Origin of the sequence: Glycomyces sp. L485 (assembly GCF_022548875.1) — a bacterium.
GTDB lineage: Bacteria > Actinomycetota > Actinomycetes > Mycobacteriales > Micromonosporaceae > Glycomyces.
This window is the reverse complement of the sequence record NZ_JAKZEW010000010.1, coordinates 1-18,111: the sequence shown is the minus strand read 5'-3', so window position 1 is coordinate 18,111 and position 18,111 is coordinate 1. Positions and strand designations below refer to the sequence as shown.

Annotated in this window: 13 protein-coding genes; 3 read left to right on the top strand and 10 right to left on the bottom strand. The window is 70.3% G+C overall.

Features of this window, described 5'->3' with window-relative positions; all coding sequences use genetic code 11:
* Positions 1–46: 46 nt before the first annotated feature.
* Entirely contained in the window at positions 47–2,518 is a 2,472-nt protein-coding gene (locus L0U85_RS07645) for an ATP-binding protein (protein ID WP_241377162.1), read from the top strand.
* Positions 2,519–2,534: 16 nt separating this feature from the next.
* On the top strand, positions 2,535–2,951 hold the full coding sequence (locus L0U85_RS07640) for a roadblock/LC7 domain-containing protein (RefSeq protein ID WP_241377161.1): 417 nt from the start codon (positions 2,535–2,537) through the stop codon (positions 2,949–2,951).
* Positions 2,952–3,344: 393 nt separating this feature from the next.
* Here the strand turns inward: L0U85_RS07640 and ilvC are convergent, their stop codons facing one another.
* The 9 genes from ilvC to hemE all read right to left on the bottom strand — a co-directional run bounded on the left by ilvC (position 3,345) and on the right by hemE (position 15,488).
* On the bottom strand, positions 3,345–4,355 hold the full coding sequence (gene ilvC / locus L0U85_RS07635) for a ketol-acid reductoisomerase (RefSeq protein WP_241377160.1): 1,011 nt from the start codon (positions 4,353–4,355) through the stop codon (positions 3,345–3,347).
* A 64-nt stretch (positions 4,356–4,419) separates the two neighbouring features.
* Positions 4,420–4,938 (bottom strand): acetolactate synthase small subunit, encoded by a 519-nt coding sequence (gene ilvN, locus L0U85_RS07630; protein WP_241377159.1) that lies wholly within the window; start codon positions 4,936–4,938, stop codon positions 4,420–4,422.
* Entirely contained in the window at positions 4,938–6,800 is a 1,863-nt protein-coding gene (locus L0U85_RS07625; protein WP_241377158.1) for an acetolactate synthase large subunit, read from the bottom strand. Before L0U85_RS07625 ends, ilvN begins: the two co-directional genes overlap by 1 nt.
* Positions 6,801–7,054: 254 nt before the next feature.
* Positions 7,055–9,706: an EAL domain-containing protein gene (locus L0U85_RS07620; protein WP_241377157.1), complete on the bottom strand. Its 2,652-nt coding sequence runs from the start codon at positions 9,704–9,706 to the stop codon at positions 7,055–7,057.
* 337 nt (positions 9,707–10,043) lie between these two features.
* Positions 10,044–11,888, bottom strand: a complete 1,845-nt coding sequence (ilvD, locus tag L0U85_RS07615; RefSeq protein ID WP_241377156.1) for a dihydroxy-acid dehydratase — start codon at positions 11,886–11,888, stop codon at positions 10,044–10,046.
* Positions 11,889–11,953: 65 nt separating this feature from the next.
* Positions 11,954–12,382: a S24/S26 family peptidase gene (locus L0U85_RS07610; protein WP_241377155.1), complete on the bottom strand. Its 429-nt coding sequence runs from the start codon at positions 12,380–12,382 to the stop codon at positions 11,954–11,956.
* Between the two features lie 3 nt (positions 12,383–12,385).
* On the bottom strand, positions 12,386–13,099 hold the full coding sequence (gene hemQ / locus L0U85_RS07605; RefSeq protein ID WP_241377154.1) for a hydrogen peroxide-dependent heme synthase: 714 nt from the start codon (positions 13,097–13,099) through the stop codon (positions 12,386–12,388).
* A gap of 17 nt (positions 13,100–13,116) precedes the next feature.
* On the bottom strand, positions 13,117–14,475 hold the full coding sequence (gene hemG, locus L0U85_RS07600; protein WP_241377153.1) for a protoporphyrinogen oxidase: 1,359 nt from the start codon (positions 14,473–14,475) through the stop codon (positions 13,117–13,119).
* Positions 14,472–15,488 carry a uroporphyrinogen decarboxylase gene (hemE, locus tag L0U85_RS07595; RefSeq protein WP_241377152.1) on the bottom strand — a complete coding sequence of 339 codons (1,017 nt, stop codon included), beginning with the start codon at positions 15,486–15,488 and terminating at the stop codon, positions 14,472–14,474. Before hemE ends, hemG begins: the two co-directional genes overlap by 4 nt.
* Positions 15,489–15,767: 279 nt before the next feature.
* On the opposite strand from hemE, the gene L0U85_RS07590 reads away from it, so the two are divergent.
* Positions 15,768–16,922 (top strand): ribonuclease D, encoded by a 1,155-nt coding sequence (locus L0U85_RS07590; protein WP_277605536.1) that lies wholly within the window; start codon positions 15,768–15,770, stop codon positions 16,920–16,922.
* 1 nt (position 16,923) lies between these two features.
* On the opposite strand, the gene L0U85_RS07585 is transcribed toward L0U85_RS07590, so the two are convergent.
* Positions 16,924–17,139 (bottom strand): hypothetical protein, encoded by a 216-nt coding sequence (locus L0U85_RS07585; RefSeq protein ID WP_241377150.1) that lies wholly within the window; start codon positions 17,137–17,139, stop codon positions 16,924–16,926.
* Positions 17,140–18,111: the final 972 nt, after the last annotated feature.

Here is an 18,111-nt window from a genome sequence, read left to right as displayed (position 1 = left end):
ACCTGCCACTACAGGCGGTCCGCGCCGGCCGAGCAGATGGTCGTCCATGCGGATACGGACCAAGCTGACCATCATGCTGCTGGTCCCCACGCTCGCCCTCGCCGGAGTGGTCTCACTGCGCATCGTCGAATCCGCCGCCGACGCCCGCGACGTCGGCGTGACCGCGGAGGTCGTGGAGCTCGTCGGCGACGTCAGCAGAGCCATCGACGCCGTCCAGCACGAACGACTGGCGGCGGCGATGCTCGTGTTCCAGGAGGACACCGGGCTCGACGACGTCGAGACGCTCCTGGAGCACTTCGACGAGACCGAGGCGGTCGCAGACGCCGAACTGGAGGCGCTCGCCGCCTCCCGGTCCGAACTCGAGCTCGACGCCGAGATGACCGCGCTGCTCGACCGAGCCGACAAGCCGCTGGAGCGGCTGCCGATCGCGAGAGCCGCGATCAACGACGAGACGGTCGCCGAGGTCCACCTGACGGTGTACAACTCGCTCATCTCCCGCCTGAGGGCGGTCATCGACCGTGCCGTCGACGTCGCCGACACCGCCGACCTGAGCCGCCACCTGCGCACCGCGGGCCTGCTGACGGCCATCGACGAGAACTCCGAGCAGCTGCGGATCCTCGTCCTCGGACTGGAGGACGGCAAGCCCCTCGCCGAGGACTACCGGCCGTTCATGCGCCTGTCCGCCGCCCGCGACGAGGCCCTGGTCCAGTACCGCCGAATCGCGGCCCAAACCGACCCCGACGCGGCCGTCTTCAAGGTGGGCGGCCTCGGCGCCGCCGACGCCCGCCCGGCCAACACGTTCGAGAGCCAGGTCGCCGGTTCACGCTCCGACGACAGCCACGACCTCGACCACACCGAGCTCATGGCCGCGTACGACGCCCGGCACGAAGCCACCGCCGGCCTGGTCGGCGAGTCGCTCGACGCCACCGACGCGCTCGCCACCGACATCCGCGACGCCGTGCTGCAGCGGCTCGCAATCGAGAGCGCGATCGCGGTGGCGGCGATGGCGCTCGCCGTCCTCATCGCCTTCGGTATCGGCCGCAGCGTCACCCGCGGACTGCGCAGGCTGTCCGGCTCGGCGCGCCAGATCGCGATGGTCGACCTGCCTAGAGCGGTCAAGCGAGTGGAGGAGCAGGAGGGCCTCGGCGGCCTGACGCCGTTCGAGTTCGCCGCGCGGACCACGCCTCCGCTCCAGACGAAGGGCCGGGACGAGTTGTCCGAGGTCGGTGAGGCGTTCAACATCGTCCACCGCGAGGCGATCCGGATCTCCGCCCAGCAGGCGCTGCTGCGCTTCCACATCGGCGCTGTATTCGTGCGCCTGGCGCGACGCGGCCACTCGCTGACCGGCCGGCTCACCGCCGAGCTCGACGAGGCCGAGCGCAACGAGTCCGACCCCGAGCGCCTCAACCGGCTGTTCCGGCTCGACCACCTGGTCTCGCTGGTCGGCCGCGCCAACGACTCGCTCCTGGTCCTCGGCGGCTCCTCCGCGGCGAAGGTCCGCACCACCGACGCGAAACTGTCGGACGTGCTCACCGCCGCGCAGAGCCGCATCGAGTACTACACCCGCGTCGAGCTGCGTTCCGACGACGGTGCGTGGGTGAAGTCCGAGGCCGTCGACGACATGGTGCAGATGCTCGCCGAGCTGATGGACAACGCCACCCGCTACTCGGAGTCCGCCGCCGAGGTGACGGCGCGGGTCCTGACCGGGCGCGCGGTCATCGAGATCCGCGACCAAGGAATCGGCATCGAGCCCGAGCGCATGGCGCACTTCAACGACCGGCTGCGAAGGCGCGTCCCGATCGACCTGGAGGCCCTGCAGTCGATGGGCCTGACCGTGGTCGGTCACCTGGCCGCGCGGCTCGGCATCGAGGTGGAGCTGCGGCCGACCGTGGGCGGCGGCACCGTCGCCGAGATCGCGATCCCGGGCCCGCTGCTGTCGTTCACCGAGCCTGAGAAGAAGGAGCGCCCGCAGTCCGCGCTGCCCGCCGCCCCGCCTCCTCCCAAGCCCGAGGAACCGCAGGTCCAGCGGCGCAACGCCCCGCTGTTCCAGCAGTCCTCCTCCCCCGCGCCCGTGCCGCCCCCGGCGATGCAGGCGCCGCCTCGGCCGCCCGCGCAGGCGATCCCGATCAGGCCCCCCGCGGCGATCGATTCAGCGCCCGCCAGGGGCACGGCGACGGTCCCCTCGCAGCCCGCGCTGCCCGCCGTTCCGGCGCTCAACGCGCCCAAGCGGCTCATCTCGGAGATCCCGGACCTCAAGTTCGACGTGCAGTACGTCCACGCGGAGCCGTCGCTTCGGGCCGGCCACGCCCTCCCGAAGTCCGAGCCGGCCGAGCCGCTCACCGAGGGCGGCCTGCCGCGGCGCCAACCGATGTCCAATCTGGTACCTGGCGCGATCGCACCGACCTCCGAACGCGCCGGACAGCCCGTCCAGCGCGACCCGAAGACGATCAGCGCAACCTACTCGGCCTACGCGCGAGGCCTTGCCGGCAGCCGAAACCAACAACAGCCCAACGATTGATTCGAGGAACGAGTCCATGACCACGAGCGCACACTTGGATTTTCTGCTCAATGACTTCGTCGGCCGGGTGCCTAACGTGACCCACGTGATCGCGGTGGCGGCCGACGGGCTCTTGATCGCCTCAAACGACACGCTGCCGCGGGATGAGGCCGAACGGCTGTCGGCCATCGCCTCCGGCCTGACGAGCCTGCTGGCGGGGGCGGCGCGGTCGCTGCAGGCCGACCCGGTCATCAGCAACCTCACCGAAATGCACGGCGGCTACATGTTCTCGATGTCGGTCTCCAGCGGCGCCAGCATCCTGGCGCTCGCGGGGCTGCACTGCGATATCGGCCAGGTCGGGCACGAGCTTGCGAACCTCATCAACCAGGTCGGGCCGGCGCTCACCCCGGCCGCCCGGCAGGTCGCAGCCGCACGCCAGCACCTGCCGCAGTAGCCGCGGCGCAAGGCGAAAGCCCGGGAATCGCGAGGTTCCCGGGCTTCAACGCGCTTGAGGCTCAAGCGGTCTCGGTGATCTTCCTCTGAGGCAAACGGCATGAAAACGGACCCGACGACGAGAGATTAAAACACGTCAGATACAGATCATTCAGACCAGATGGGGATGACTCATTCGTAGGGGTCGTTCAGGCCGACCAAGCGGACGTCATCCCGATCGGCGGCGAGCCGGGTGATGTCGAACTTCCCAGACGCCCTCAGCAGGGATCGGATGCGCTCAAGCCGTATCCCAGCAAGAACAGGCGGCCCCCACCCTCGGGGGGTGGGGGCCGCCTTCATGCCTTCTGAGCCGGGCTACGCGGTCTCGGGACCGCGGCTCTGGATCACTCCGAAGCTACGCGGTCTCGGTGATCTTGCGCTGGACCCACGGCATGAGGTCGCGCATCTTCTTGCCGACCTCTTCGAGCTGGTTGTCCGTCTGGACTTCCTGCAGCTTCTTGAAGTTCTCCCGCTTCTCGGACTCGGCGACCCACTCCTTGGCGAAGGAGCCGTCCTGGATCTCGCCGAGCACGCGCTTCATCTCGGCGCGGGTCTCGTCGGTGATGATCCGCGAGCCTCGCGAGACGCCGCCGTACTCGGCGGTGTCGGACACGGAGTACCACATGTTCGTCAGCCCGCCCTCGTAGATCATGTCCACGATCAGCTTGAGCTCGTGCAGGCACTCGAAGTAGGCGGCCTCCGGCGCGTAGCCGGCCTCCACCAGGGTCTCGAAGCCGGCGCGGATGAGCTCGGCGGTGCCGCCGCACAGCACGACCTGCTCGCCGAACAGGTCGGTCTCGGTCTCCTCCTTGAAGGTGGTCTTCAAGACGCCGGCGCGGGTGCCGCCGATGGCCTTGGCGTAGGCCAGGGCGACGTCCTGGGTGTCGCCGCTCGGGTCCTGCTCCACGGCGACCAGCGCGGGCACGCCCTTGCCGTCGACGAACTGGCGGCGGACCATGTGGCCAGGGCCCTTCGGCGCGACCATGGCGACGTTGACGTCGGCCGGCGGCTGGATCAGGTCGTAGCGGATGTTGAAGCCGTGGCCGAACATCAGAGTCTGGCCCGAGCGCAGGTTCGGCGCGAGCTCGTCGGCGTACAGCTTCGCCTGGACGGTGTCGGGAACCAGGATCATGATGATGTCGGCCCACTTGGCGGCCTCGGCCGGAGTGAGCACCTTCAGGCCCGCCTCCTCGGCCTTCGGCCGCGACTTCGAGCTTTCCTGGAGCCCGATGACGACCTCGACGCCGGAGTCGCGGAGGCTCAGCGAGTGGGCGTGGCCCTGCGAGCCGTAGCCGAGGACGGCGACCTTCTTGCCCTGGATGAGGGCGAGGTCGGCATCGTCGTCGTAGAACACTTCAGCGGACATGTGTTGGTTTCTTCCTTTACTTGACTTGGCTCGATAGGACGTGGCGGGCAGGTGAGGACCCGACCTAGCTCGGTGAGACGTAGCGGGACAGCGAGGCCATCGACTTGGCCCCGCGCCCGAGCGCGACGGTCCCCGACTGGACGAGCTCCTTGATCCCGAACGGTTCGAGGACTTCGAGGAACGACTCGATCTTGTCGGAGTTCCCGGTGACCTCGAAAGTGACCGTGTCGGGTGTGACGTCGACCGACCGGGCCTTGAACAGGCTCGCGGCGGCGACGACCTGGCCGCGGGTGGCGGCCTCGGCGCGGACCTTCACCAGCAGCAGTTCGCGCTGCACGGAGGCCTCCGCTTCGAGCTCCACGATCTTGAGGACGTGGATGAGCTTGTTGAGCTGCTTGGTGACCTGTTCCAGCGAGCCCGCCTCGACGTCGACCACGATGGTGATCCGGCTGACGCCCGGGTGCTCGGTCTCGCCGACGGCGAGGGAGTCGATGTTGAAGCCGCGCCTGGAGAACAGGGCCGCGACGCGGGCGAGGACGCCCGGTTTGTTCTCGACGAGGACCGACAGGGTGTGCTTGCTCATCAGATTTCTCCCTCGTCGTCGAAGTTCGGCCGCACGTCCCGGGCGTAGAGGATCTCGTCGTTGGAGACCCCGGCCGGGACCATCGGCCACACCATGGCGTCGGGGCCGACGGTGAAGTCGACGACGACGGGCCGGTCGTTGATGTCGTTGGCCTGCTTGATGATCTCGTCGACCTCCTCGGCGGTCTCGCAGCGCAGGCCCACGCAGCCGAGGGCCTCGGCGAGCTTGACGAAGTCCGGCACGCGCGGCGAGGCGTCGCTGTGGTGGGTGGACAGGTCGGTGTTCGAGTAGCGCTTGCCGTAGAACAGCGTCTGCCACTGCCGGACCATGCCCAGGTTGCCGTTGTTGATGACGGCGACCTTGATCGGGATGCCCTCGATGGCGCAGGTGGCGAGCTCCTGATTGGTCATCTGGAAGCAGCCGTCGCCGTCGATCGCCCAGACCATGCGGTCCATCTGGCCGAGCTTGGCGCCCATGGCGGCCGGGACGGCGAAGCCCATGGTGCCCAGGCCGCCGGAGTTGAGGAAGGTGCCGGGCCGCTCGTAGGAGATGAACTGGCTGGCCCACATCTGGTGCTGACCGACGCCGGTCGTCCAGATGGTGTCGGGGTCGGCGAGCCTGCCGAGCCTGTCGATGACGTGCTGAGGGGCGAGCAGTTCGTCCGGACCGTGCGGCTCGTAGCCGAGCGGGTAGCGCTCGCGCAGGTCGTCGAGGGTCTCCCACCAGGTCTTCAGGCGCTCGCGGCCGGGGTCGGCGTAGGCCTCGACCATCGCGGCGATGGCGGCCTTGCAGTCGCCGACGATCGGCACGTCGGCTTCGCGGTTCTTGCCGATCTCGGCCGGGTCGATGTCGACGTGGACGATCTTGGCGTCGGGCGCGAAGGAGTCGAGCTTGCCGGTGACGCGGTCGTCGAAGCGGGCGCCGAGTGCGACCAGCAGGTCCGCCTTCTGGAGCGCGTGGACGGCCGGGACGGTGCCGTGCATGCCGGGCATGCCCAGGTGCTGGCTGTGCGAGTCGGGGAAGGCGCCTCGGGCCATGAGCGTGGTGACCACGGGAGCGCCGGTCAGCTCGGCGAGCTCCAGCAGTTCGGCGTGGGCGTCGGCCTTGATGACGCCGCCGCCGACGTACAGCACGGGACGCTTGGCCTCAGCGATGAGCGCGGCGGCCTCGCGGATCTGCTTGCCGTGGGGCTGGGTGGTGGGCCGGTAGCCGGGCAGGTCCATGCGCGGGGGCCACACGAACGGGGCCTTGGTGTTGAGGATGTCCTTGGGGATGTCGACCAGGACCGGGCCGGGGCGGCCGGTGGCGGCCACGTGGAAGGCCTCGGCCAGGACGCGCGGGATGTCGGCGGCGTCGCGGACCAGGTAGGAGTGCTTGGTGATGGGCATCGTGATGCCCTGGATGTCGGCCTCCTGGAACGCGTCGGTTCCTATGGAGGTGGAGGCGACCTGCCCGGTGATGGCGACCATCGGCACGGAGTCCATGTGGGCGTCGGCCAGGGGCGTCACCAGGTTGGTGGCGCCGGGACCGGAGGTGGCCATGCAGACGCCGACCTTGCCGGTGGCCAGCGCGTAGCCGGAGGCGGCGTGCCCGGCGCCCTGCTCGTGGCGGACGAGGACGTGGCGCACTTTCACCGAGTCGAGGAGCGGGTCGTAGGCCGGGAGGATGGCGCCTCCCGGAATGCCGAAGACGGCCTCGACCTCAAGCTCTTCCAGAGCCCGCACGACGGCCTGCGCGCCGGTGAGGACGGGAGCGGCGGCGGGAGTGATCTGCGGCGGACCCGGCTTGGGGGCCTTGGGCCTGGCGGGCTGAGCCTTGGCAGCCTGGGGCCCTGGCTTCGGTGCCTTCACTGGTGTGCTCATGTCCTTCGTCCAATAGAGAGTATTTGGCTGACTGTTCGACACTTGGGACGTCGTTCCCCGGGCAGAAAAAATCGCCCGCGTGCAAGGACGCACGGGGCGAGCGCACCGTCAGGGAAACGACGGTGCGCTAGGTAAGTACTACGACGAGCAGCCGCTCGGGGGCGGCTGTCTGGAAGTAGCTCTGCTTCGGCACGCACCCAGCATGCATGATTCCGGCCCGTGAGTCAACTTTTCCCAGAGTGCGAGATGTCGTCTCACTCGGCGGTGATGGCCGCCGGGTCCTCGCGCAGCCACCTGGTGAGGTCGTCTGCCGGCATTGGGCGGGCCAGGAGGTAGCCCTGCACGAGCGGGGCCTCGGCCTTGATCATGGCCTCCAGCTGGGTGTCGGTCTCGACGCCTTCGGCGATGACCTCCATGCCGAGGCGTCGTCCGAGTTCGACGGTGACCGCGGCGAGGGGGCCGACGCCTCCGTCGTCCTTGGCGACGAGGTCGCGATCGATCTTGATGATGTCGACCGGGAGCCGGTCGAGTTGCCCCAGCGAGGAGTAGCCGGAGCCGAAGTCGTCGAGGGCGATGCGCACGCCCGCGCCGCGAAGCGCCTGGAGCTGGGCGACGAGCGTGTTCATCTGGTGGGAGAAGTCGTGCTCGGTGACCTCGAGGACCAGGCGCGAGGCCGGGACGCCGGCGGCGATGAGCGCGGTGTTGACCTCGGTGGCGAACAGGTGGGTGTGGAGTTCCTTGACCGAGACGTTCACCGAGATCCACGCCTTGATGCCGGCCGAATGCCACGCGGCGAGCTGCTCGGCGGCGCGGTTGACGGCCCATACCGCGAGGTCCTGGGTGAGGCCGGACTCGGTCGCGGCGGGGATGAACTCGCCGGGGCTGACCTGGCCGAGGCGGGGGTTGTGCCACCGCAGGAGGGCCTCTGCGCCGACGATCGAGCGGTTTTCGAGGGCGAACACGGGCTGGTAGGCCAGGCGCAGCTCGTCTCGGGCGATCGCGCCGCGCAGCTCCTGGGTGAGCTCGTTGCGGCGGCGGACCTTGCGGTCGAACTCGGCGTCATAGGTCTCGTAGCGGTTCTTCCCGGCCTGTTTGGCCGCCCGGAGCGCGAGGTCGGCGCTGCGCAGCAGGGTCTCGGGGTCGTGCATGCCGTCGGAGGCGGTGGCGATGCCGACCGAGCCGGTCGTGAACACGGTGGACGCGTCGTGGAACTCGTAGGGGTCCGAGAGCTTGGCGACCAGGTCGCGGGCCATGGAGACCGCTTCGGACCTGTTGGCGCGCAGCAGAATTGCGAACTCGTCGCCGCCGAGCCGCGCGCCGAGGTCGGTCGGCTGGAGCAGTTCCTTTATGCGCCTGGAGACCTCGACGAGCAGCTCGTCTCCGAAATCGTGGCCGCGGGTGTCGTTGACGTTCTTGAACCCGTCGAGGTCGAGCAGCAGCAGCGCCGTCCTGTGCTCTTCGGCGGCGACGCCGTCTTCCAGGCTCTGGAGGAGGGCCCGGCGGTTGGCCAGGCCGGTGAGCGGGTCGGTGTAGGCCATGCGGGCCAGCTCGGCCTCCAGGCTGCGGCGCGCGCCGACGTCCTCGACGCGGGCGACGAGGCCGCGGACCTGCTGCTGGCCGCGCAGGTCGGTCACGACGGTCTCGGTGTGCCTCCAGCGGCGGGCCGAGTCGCGGACGCGGACGTCCAGGGTGACCTTGCCGGTGGCGTTGATGCCTTCGAGCAGCGCCCGCAGGTCCTCTTCGGCGCCGCGCCGGTCGTCGGCGTGGATGAGATCGAGGAACCGGGCGCCGAGGCATTGACCTGCCTCGGTGGCGGGGCGCCACTCCGAGTCCTCGGGGTGCCAGGTGACCTTGAGGTCGGTGTCGAGGACGAGGACGGTGTCGGAGGCGACGCCCACGATGGCGGACAGGCGCCGCTGGCGGTCGGCCGCGTCGCCGGCGACGCGGCGGACGTCGATGTTGGTGAGCACGAGGCGGCCGCCGAGGGCGGCGGCGGCGCCGAGAGCGAGGAGAGCGGCGTCGAGCGGCAGCGGGCCCGAGGAGGCGCCGTTGTGGAGGAACACGGCGGTGGCGAGCACGGCGGCCCCGGCCATCACGGTGTAGTGGACGCTCGGGTAGTTGGGCTTGTCGATCGCCGGCTTCTGGCGCAGCGCCAGGTACGTGACACCGAGGAGGGCGGCGGTGGAGGCCACCCAGGCCACGGACCACCACAGGGTGTTGACCTCGGGGAGGTTCCACTGCCAGGTGGTGAACAGGGCCAGGCCGCTGGTGTGGACGGCCAGGACGGCCGTGTACGCGAAGGCGTGGCGGCGGCGCCACCGGTTGAGGCGGAAGGTGGTGGTGAGTCCGACGCCGAGGAGGACCATCCCGAGCATGCCCGGGATGATGATGGCGAGGTCGCCGTTGCTGAGGTGGCCGCGGTTCGCCTGGAGCCAAGGGCGGGCCACCACGAGCCAGAAGGCGAAGAGCGCGCAGACGCCGACGAAGCTGCCGTCGACGAGGCGGCGCTGGACGGCCGCGCCGTCCCAGCGCTCGTCGGGCAGTCGCAGCAAGGCGAGTCCGTAGAGCCCGATCGCTGCGGTGAAGCCGATGCCGGCGGCGAAGGAGGCGGCCCCGGACGGCAGCCAGCAGGCGGCGGCGACGGTCCCGGCCGTGACCTGGACACCGGCGGCCATCATCTGATAGGAGACGCGCCTGGTCGGCCGGAGGCGGGCGGCGGTGCGCCACATGAGCAGTCCTGCGCAGGCGGCGCCGAGACTGCCGACGCTGGCGGCGGTCGCATCGTGCATGGCCTCGGGGGATGAGCGCAGTCCGGTGACGATGGCGGCCGCGAACACGGAGCACCACACTGCGGTGGCCGCGATCCACGACATGAGGAGGCGTGCGCGGCGGGGTGACGGCGACATGCTCAGAGCCCAATCCTAGGAAGCCTCGTGCCTTACAGAATGCCCCATCGTGCGGCGGGGCGAAACCGCGCCCCAGAGCGGACGCTGGTCACATGTGCATCCTTTAGGGATGGTCTCCGCCACCACGCCGCCATGCGACTACGGTGCGTGACATCGAATTCCGCATAAGCGGATCTTCAGGACTTCTGGGAGCTCGTCGCGGACGTCGGCGGTCGGTGCGAGCCGCTCGCAGCGTTCGGGGTTCGTCCTCTCGGACGAGGTCCTCGGCCTGTTCGAGCTCGGCCGACGCAAACAGCCGGGCCCTTTCGGGCCCGGCTGCGGTGCGGTGGTGAATGGTCTACTGGACCTTGCGGACGGCGCCGTCGCTGGCCGGGGTGGCCATCGAGGCGTAGGCCCGCAGGGCCTGGCTCACGGTGCGGTCGCGGTCGACCGGCGTGAACGGGTTCTCGCGCTTTTCCTGGGCCACGCGGCGTTCGGCCAGGGTCGCGTCCTCGACCTTGAGCTCGATGCGGCGGGCGGGGATGTCTATCTCGATGACGTCGCCGTCCTCGACCAGGCCGATGAGGCCGCCGCCGGCGGCTTCGGGGCTGACGTGGCCGATCGACAGGCCCGAGGTGCCGCCGGAGAAGCGGCCGTCGGTGATGAGCGCGCACTTGCGGCCCAAGCCGCGGCCCTTGAGGAACGAGGTCGGGTACAGCATCTCCTGCATGCCCGGCCCGCCCTTGGGGCCCTCGTAGCGGATGACGACGACCTCGCCCTCCTTGACGGACTTGTCGAGGATGCCCTGGACGGCGTCGTCCTGGGACTCGAAGACATGGGCGGGGCCGGAGAAAGTCAGGTTCTCATCGGGGACGCCTGCCGTCTTGACGACGCAGCCGTCCTCGGCGAGGTTGCCGAACAGCACCGCGAGGCCGCCGTCGGCGGTGTAAGCGTGCTCGACCGAGCGGATGCAGCCGTTCTCGGCGTCGGTGTCCAGGCTGGCCCAGCGGTTCTCGGTGGAGAACGGCTCGGTGGTGCGGACGTTGCCCGGCGCGGCGTGGAACAGCTCGATCGCCTCGGGGGCGGGGTTCTCGGCGCGGATGTCCCACTTGCCGAGCCACTCGGCGAGGTTCGGAGAGTGGACCGAGTGGACGTTCTCGTGCAGCAGGCCACCGCGGTAGAGCTCCCCGAGGATCGCGGGGATGCCGCCGGCGCGGTGGACGTCCTCCATGTGGTAGTCCGGCGAGTTCGGCGCGACCTTCGAGACGCAGGGGACGCGGCGAGAGACCGCGTCGATGTCGGCCACCGAGAAGTCCAGGCCGGCCTCGCGGGCGGCCGCGAGCAGGTGCAGAACGGTGTTCGTGGAGCCGCCCATCGCGACGTCGAGGGCCATGGCGTTCTCGAACGCGTCGTGGGTGGCGATGCTCCGAGGCAGGACCGACTCGTCGTCCTTGCCGTAGTACTGCTTGCACAGGTCCATGACCACGCGCCCGGCCTCGGAGAACAGGGCCTTGCGGGAGGCGTGGGTGGCCAGGGTCGAGCCGTTGCCCGGCAGGGAGAGGCCGATGGCCTCGGTGAGGCAGTTCATGGAGTTGGCGGTGAACATGCCCGAGCAGGAGCCGCAGGTGGGGCAGGCGGCGGCCTCCATGACGCCGAGTTCGGTGTCGGAGACGTCGTCGTTCGCGGCGGCGACCATCGGGTCGATGAGGTCGAGCTTGCGTGTGACCACGCCGTTGCTGTCGACGGTCTTGCCGGCCTCCATCGGGCCGCCGGAGACGAAGACCACCGGGATGTTCAGGCGCAGGGCGGCCATGAGCATGCCCGGGGTGATCTTGTCGCAGTTGGAGATGCACACCAGCGCGTCGGCGCAGTGTGCGTTGGCCATGTACTCGACGGAGTCGGCGATGATCTCGCGGCTGGGCAGCGAGTAGAGCATGCCGCCGTGGCCCATGGCGATGCCGTCGTCGACGGCGATGGTGTGGAACTCGCGGGCGACGCCGCCGGCCTCGGTGACGGCCTCGGCGACGATGCCGCCGAGCTCCTTGAGGTGGACGTGCCCGGGCACGAACTGGGTGTACGAGTTGGCCACGGCGATGATCGGCTTGCCGAAGTCCGAATCGGTCATGCCGGTGGCGCGCCACAGCGCGCGTGCGCCGGCCATCTGGCGGCCGTGGGTGGATGTGCGTGAACGAAGCGCTGGCATGAACCAAGTCTGCCACGTCCCGAATCGCGGGACCAAGCGCCCGGTTCTTAGGATCGGCTTGGTCGTCAGAACTTCCGGACCATGACGCCTGCGATCATCCGGGCCGGGCAGACGCCGTGACGGCGGGAGTCCTCGCCGACCGGATTGTCACTGAGCAGGAAGTAGTGACCGGGCGGCACGGTCTCGTCCGATCCCGGCATCGGCTCGCCCGCGACGGCCGCGACACGTTTGACCCACCACGGGCCTCGGCCCTTCTTCGGAGGCTCCGCCCAGCCCAGGAGCGGGTCCGGGGCCGCGACCACGACGATCTGGCCGACCTCGATCCTGCGGGTGCGCTTGGCCAGCACCTCGTCGCCGTCTCGCAGCGCCGGCTCCATGCTCTCGCCGTCCACGTTGACCAGCATCCAGCGGCGCCGCAGTTGGCGCACGCCCTCGATCAGCAGCAACACGGCGGCGACAACGGCCAGCGCGCTGAGCCAGGCGTTCGGCTCCACGGGCTAGGGCAGGTCGTCGATGATGTCGCCGATGGTGCGGCGGCGGCCTGTGAAGAACGGGATCTCCTCGCGCACGTGCCTCCGGGCTCGGGAGGCGCGCAGCTCGCGCATGAGGTCCACGATCCGGTGCAGCTCGTCGGCCTCGAACGCCAGGATCCACTCGTAGTCGCCCAGCCCGAAGCTCGCCACCGTGTTCGCTCGCACGTCCGGGTAGTCCCGGGCCTGCATGCCGTGCTCGCGCAGCATGTCGCGGCGCTCCTCGTCCGGCAGCAGGTACCACTCGTAGGACCGCACGAACGGGTACACGCACACGAACTTCCGCGGCTCCTCCTCTGCGAGGAACGCCGGGATGTGGCTGCGGTTGAATTCGGCCGGCCGGTGCAGCGCCATGTTCGACCACACCGGCGCCAGGTGCCGACCGAAGGCACTGCGCCGCAGGTCGGAGTAGGCCTTCTGCAGCTGGTCGGAGGATTCGGCGTGCCACCACACCATCACGTCGGCGTCGGCGCGCATCCCGGTCAGGTCGTAGGTGCCGCGCACCGTCACGCCCGCGTCGGGGCAGTGCTTCCCGAAGAACGACTCGGTGTCCGAGATCAGGTCCTGCCGGATCGACGGGAACGGCTCGGCCACGCGGAACACCGACCACAGTGTGTACCGGACGGTCTCGTTGAGTTCCTTGATGCGCTGGGCGTTCGGATTGTTCGCCTGCTGTGCCACGTTGCGGCCCTTCGAAACTAGTCGGATTCGGTTGCCAGTTGGGCGGCGATCTCGTCGGCGGCGGCCCGACCGGAGGCGATGCACGCGGCGATGCCGACGCCGTCGACGGCCGCGCCGGCGATCGCGATGCCGCGGTGCTCCCTGAGCTTCTCGCGCGCGGCGCGGATGCGCTCGGGGTGGCCCGGCGCGTACTGCGGCAACGCCCCGCCCCATCGGTCGACGCGCTGCGCGACCGGTTCGGGGATCCGCTGCCCGAGATGCTCGCCGAGCTCCCTGAGCGCGGTCTTGGCGAGCGTGGCGTCGTCGCTCTGGAGCAGCGCCTCGTCGCCGATCCGCCCCATGGAGACGCGCAGGATGGCACGGCGGGTCCCCAGATGCGGCCACTTCTGGGAGAAGAAGGTAGCGGCCTTGACGGCCCTCCCGGCGCTCGCCGGGGCGAGGAAACCGGACCGCTCGGGCAGGTCGATGTGGTCGAACGCGAAGGCCGCCAAGGCCACCGAGGCGTAGGCGACACCCGACAACGCGGCGGCGGCCTCGGGTTCGACGCCGCGCAGAAGCCTGGCGGCGGGCGAGGCGGGGACGGCGAGGATGACCGCGTCGGCGGTGACCTTCATCGGGTCCGGCACGGGCCCGGCGACGACCTCCCAGCCGTACGGGGTCTGGCGCAGCTCGCGGACGGTCATGCCGATCCGCACGTCCGCGCGCGCCTCGGCGGACGTCGCCTTGACGAGCCGGCCCAGACCGCCGTCCACGGTGGCGAACACCGGTTTTCCACTTGCGGGCCGCTTGACCTCGGCGACGGCGTCGGTCAGGCGCGAATGGCGGCGCAGGGCCGAGGCGAGCTGGGGCATGACGGCGGTCACCGAGAGCCGGTCGACATCGCCGGCGTACACCCCGGAGAGCATCGGCGCGACCAGCCGGTCGAGCACTTCCGAGCCCAGGCGAGAACGCACCAGCTCCCCCACCGACATGTCGGCGCCGGGCGCGAGGATGGGCCGGTCCGAGCCGTGGCCCTCCTTGACGTCGGCGACGGCGGCGACGTCCGCGGGGTCGGCCGGGATACCCATCATGGTGCCGGTCGGGAAGTCCCGCAGCCGCCCGTCGAGACTCAACGCCGGCTTGAGACCGGAGGGGTGGACGAGCGCGTCGCCGAGCCCGACGGCCTTCGCCAGGTCGATGGCCTCGGGGCGGGCGGCCAGGAGCGACTCGGCGCCTGCCTCGACCGGCCGGCCGGCGAAGTCGACGGTGTGGATCTTGCCGCCGAGGCGGTCGGAGCGTTCGGCGACGACGATCTCGGCGTCCTCGCCGAGCCGTTCGCGCAGGCGGTGCGCGGCGGCCAGACCGGTGATGCCGCCGCCGACGATGAGGACCCTCATCGCCGTGTCGCCTCGTGGACGCGGTCGACGACGAGCTTGAGCTTCGCCGGGTCGGAGTCGGGCAGGACGCCGTGGCCGAGGTTGAAGATGTGGCCCCGGGCGGCGCGACCGGCCTGCAGGACCTCGTCGGTCTCGGCGATGAGCGGTTCGTCGTCGGCGAGGATCGCGGTCGGGTCGAGGTTCCCCTGGAGGGTCTTGCCCGGCAGCCGCGCCGCGGCCTGGTCGAGCGGGATGCGGAAGTCTACGCCGATGACCTCGGCGCCGGTCTCGGCCATCGCTTCGAGCAGGTGCCCGGTGCCGACACCGAAATGGATGCGCGGCACCGAATCTGCGACGCCCATGAGCGCGGCGGTGGAGTGCGGGAGCGCGAAGCGGCGGTAGTCGGCCTCCGACAGGGCCCCGGCCCAGGAGTCGAACAGCTGGACCGCGCTCGCGCCGGCCTCGACCTGGACGCGGAGGAACTCGCCGCAGATCGCGGCCAGCTTGGAGGCGATGGAGTGCCACACGTCGGGGCGGGAGCGCATGAGCGCCTTGGTCTTGGCGTAATCGCGCGACGGGCCGCCCTCGATGAGGTAGGAGGCGAGGGTGAACGGGGCGCCGGCGAAGCCGATGAGCGGGGTCTCCCCGAGCTCCTTGACCAGCAGGCCGATCGCCTCGGTCACGTAGCCGACGTCGCAGGGGTCGAGGTTGCGCAGGCGATCGGCGTCGGCCTCGGTGCGGAACGGCTCGGCGACGACCGGGCCGACCCCGGGGACGATCTCGATGTCGACGCCGATTGCGGCGAGCGGCACGACGATGTCGGAGAAGAAGATGGCCGCGTCCGTGCCGTAGCGGCGGACCGGCTGCATGGTGATCTCGGCGACGAGCTCAGGGGTCCGGCAGGCCTCCAGCATGGTGGTGCCCGCCCGCGCCTCCCGGTACTCGGGCAGGGAGCGCCCGGCCTGGCGCATGAACCAGACCGGAACCCGATCGGGCTCCTCGCCCCGGCAGGCCGCGAGAAATGGGGACGTCACTGGAGTCGCTGCAGCGGTACGCACATTGTCATCTTGGCACGCGTCGAGCGTGCCCGCCCGCAGCGGAGAGTGCGATGTGGCGCGCACCTTCCAGGGCGGTGTGGCCTGCGCTCTACTATCGGTAGATGATAATGGGGTTATAGCACCATATTCAGGTGTATTTCGTCCTCCTGATCGGCGGGGCAGTGGCGCGACCAGCGCGGATGGCCGTACCGTGAACAGGTGACCGATCCCCAGCCCGAACCAGAGCCCGAACTCCTGACCGAGCCGCGAGAAGGCATGACTTCGCTCATTCAGACTTCGGCCGACCTCGCCCAGGCCGCCGAACGCCTGGAATCCGGCTCCGGTCCCATCGCCATCGACACCGAGCGCGCCTCGGGCTTCCGCTACTCGGGTCGGGCCTACCTCATCCAGCTGCGCCGCGCCGGTACCGGGACGGTCCTGGTCGACCCGATCCCGATCGAGAACCTCGAGCCGCTGCAGGCCGCGCTGAGGGGCCCGGAATGGATCCTGCACGCCGCGAGCCAAGACCTGCCGTGCCTGGCCGAGCTGGAACTGCATCCGACGAGGCTGTTCGACACGGAGCTGGCCGCGAGACTGTGCGACTTCGAGAAGGTCGGGCTCGCCTCGATCACCGAGCAGTTGCTGGGATACCGGCTGGAGAAGCAGCATTCGGCGGCCGACTGGTCCTCGCGCCCGCTCCCGCACGACTGGCTCGTGTACGCCGCCCTCGACGTCGAGCTGCTCTTGGAGCTGCGCGGGAAGCTCGCCGCCGAGCTCGCCAAGCAGGGTAAGACGGCCTGGGCCGAAGCCGAGTTCGAGCACGTGCGCACCGCCGGGCCGCCGAAGCCGCGCAAGGAGCCCTGGCGACGTACCTCCGGTATCCACAAGGTCCGCGGCGCCAAGGCCCTCGGCCGCGTGCGCGCGGTCTGGGAGGCCCGCGACAACCTGGCCCGCAAGCTCGACCGGGCGCCCGGCAAGGTCTTGCCCGACGCGGCGATCGTCGAGGCCGCCACGAACGATCCCACCGACTTCGCCGAGCTGATGAGCCTGCCCGGGTTCCGCCGCCGCGGCGGGCGCACGAATGCGCGGCTGTGGTTGTCGGCGCTGGCCGAGTCGCGGACGCTGGCAGGCGACGAGCTGCCGTCGACGACGCCGTCGCAGGAAGGCCCTCCCGCGACGCACCGCTGGGCGGACAGGGACCCGGACGCGGCCGAGCGGCTCGCCGCCGCCCGCGCCGTGGTGTCCGAAGTGGCCGAGAAGCACCGCTTGCCGGCCGAGAACCTGATTACGCCCGCGATCGTGCGGGCCTTGGCGTGGGATCCGCCGAAGAAGATCTCCGAGAGGCACATCAGGGACACGCTGCTGGCCGCCGGCGCCCGCACGTGGCAGGTGGAGCTGCTGTCCGACGGCCTGGCCGAGGCTCTGAGCTGACCTAGAGCTGGTACTTCCCGGGCGGTTCGCCGTTTGCTTCGGCGTCGCCCAGGGCGTGTTCGGTCCCGGTGCCCGCGCTGACGTGCAGGACCGCGTGGGCTCCGTTCAAGCTCGCCCGGTCAAGGGGGTAGTAGCCCTGTTCGGGGGTGGTGCGGTGGGACTCGGCGAGCCGACGCATCGCGCAGCTCAGCCGGTAAGCATGCGCGACTCCCTGCAAGCCTGAGGGACTATCCCGATTACGGTGAGGCTGGAGATCCAGCTCCCGAATCCCAGCTCTCGTGGCAGCGATGAGGAGCTGAGTGGAGGTCGGGAGCGGATTCTCGGCCGCGGAGGTCGGTCGTGGGGCAGCAGCGGATATGTCGGCGGTGGTTGGCGGCGGGCCTGAGGAGTCCGGCAATGGCCGTGGGGTCGTTGGCGGGATCGGTGTCGGGCAGATGGTTGCTCTGCGCCAAGAGCGGCAGCGATGACGAGGTAGGAGTCGGGTGGGGGCGGACCCTTCGGAGCTCGGTCCGCTTTGGGCGGTCTTCAGGCGGGCGGCGACGAAGGAGCTGAGTGGAGGTCGGGGTGCCCTGTCGGCCACGGAGGTTGGTCGTGGGGAGCAGGAGCGGGAGCGGGACTCTAGGGGCCGGTTCGGCGGCTGTGGTGGGCGCTGTGGCTGCGGGTTCGGTGGCGGGGAGGGGATGCCGGTTCGGGGCGGCCGGGGGCGGGTTTCGGGCCGGTCGGGTGTGGAGACTTGGGGCACTTTGGGTGTGCTGTTCCGGGCTTGGACACGGGGAATGGCTCGAAGCCGTTTCCGGTTTCGAGCTGGCGGCTGTATGAGGCGCCTTCCCCGCCGCGGCGTCCCGCGGCGGGCAGGTTAAGACCGGGATGGGATCTTCGATCAGGTTCGAGCGCACCGGGATCAGCGGTTCGTTCGTCTTCGGGTGCACCAGGCGCATCGCCGCGACCGGTGCGGCCGGTGCGGCCGCGTCTGCTGGCGGTGTGGTCGGTGTGGGGGCGTGGTCGTCTTCGGGACGGGAGCGTCCGCCCGGTCCGGAGCCCGGATCGGAGTCCGGTTCGGAGGTTCGCTTGGGTCCGGTTCCCGTTCCGGTTCGGGGGCCGTGTTCAGATCCGGTGCCGCTCTCGGGCTCGCTCCCGGTCCCGGTCCCGGTCCTGGTCGCGGTCTGCGAGGCCGGTGCTGGTGCCTGTC

Coding starts and splice junctions, on each gene's coding strand:
- L0U85_RS07645 (WP_241377162.1), top strand. CDS start 47: ATGCGGATACGGACCAAGCTGACCATCATGCTGCTGGTCCCCACGCTC.
- L0U85_RS07640 (WP_241377161.1), top strand. CDS start 2,535: ATGACCACGAGCGCACACTTGGATTTTCTGCTCAATGACTTCGTCGGC.
- ilvC (WP_241377160.1), bottom strand. CDS start 4,355: ATGTCCGCTGAAGTGTTCTACGACGACGATGCCGACCTCGCCCTCATC.
- ilvN (WP_241377159.1), bottom strand. CDS start 4,938: ATGAGCAAGCACACCCTGTCGGTCCTCGTCGAGAACAAACCGGGCGTC.
- L0U85_RS07625 (WP_241377158.1), bottom strand. CDS start 6,800: ATGAGCACACCAGTGAAGGCACCGAAGCCAGGGCCCCAGGCTGCCAAG.
- L0U85_RS07620 (WP_241377157.1), bottom strand. CDS start 9,706: ATGTCGCCGTCACCCCGCCGCGCACGCCTCCTCATGTCGTGGATCGCG.
- ilvD (WP_241377156.1), bottom strand. CDS start 11,888: ATGCCAGCGCTTCGTTCACGCACATCCACCCACGGCCGCCAGATGGCC.
- hemG (WP_241377153.1), bottom strand. CDS start 14,475: ATGAGGGTCCTCATCGTCGGCGGCGGCATCACCGGTCTGGCCGCCGCG.
- L0U85_RS07590 (WP_277605536.1), top strand. CDS start 15,768: ATGACTTCGCTCATTCAGACTTCGGCCGACCTCGCCCAGGCCGCCGAA.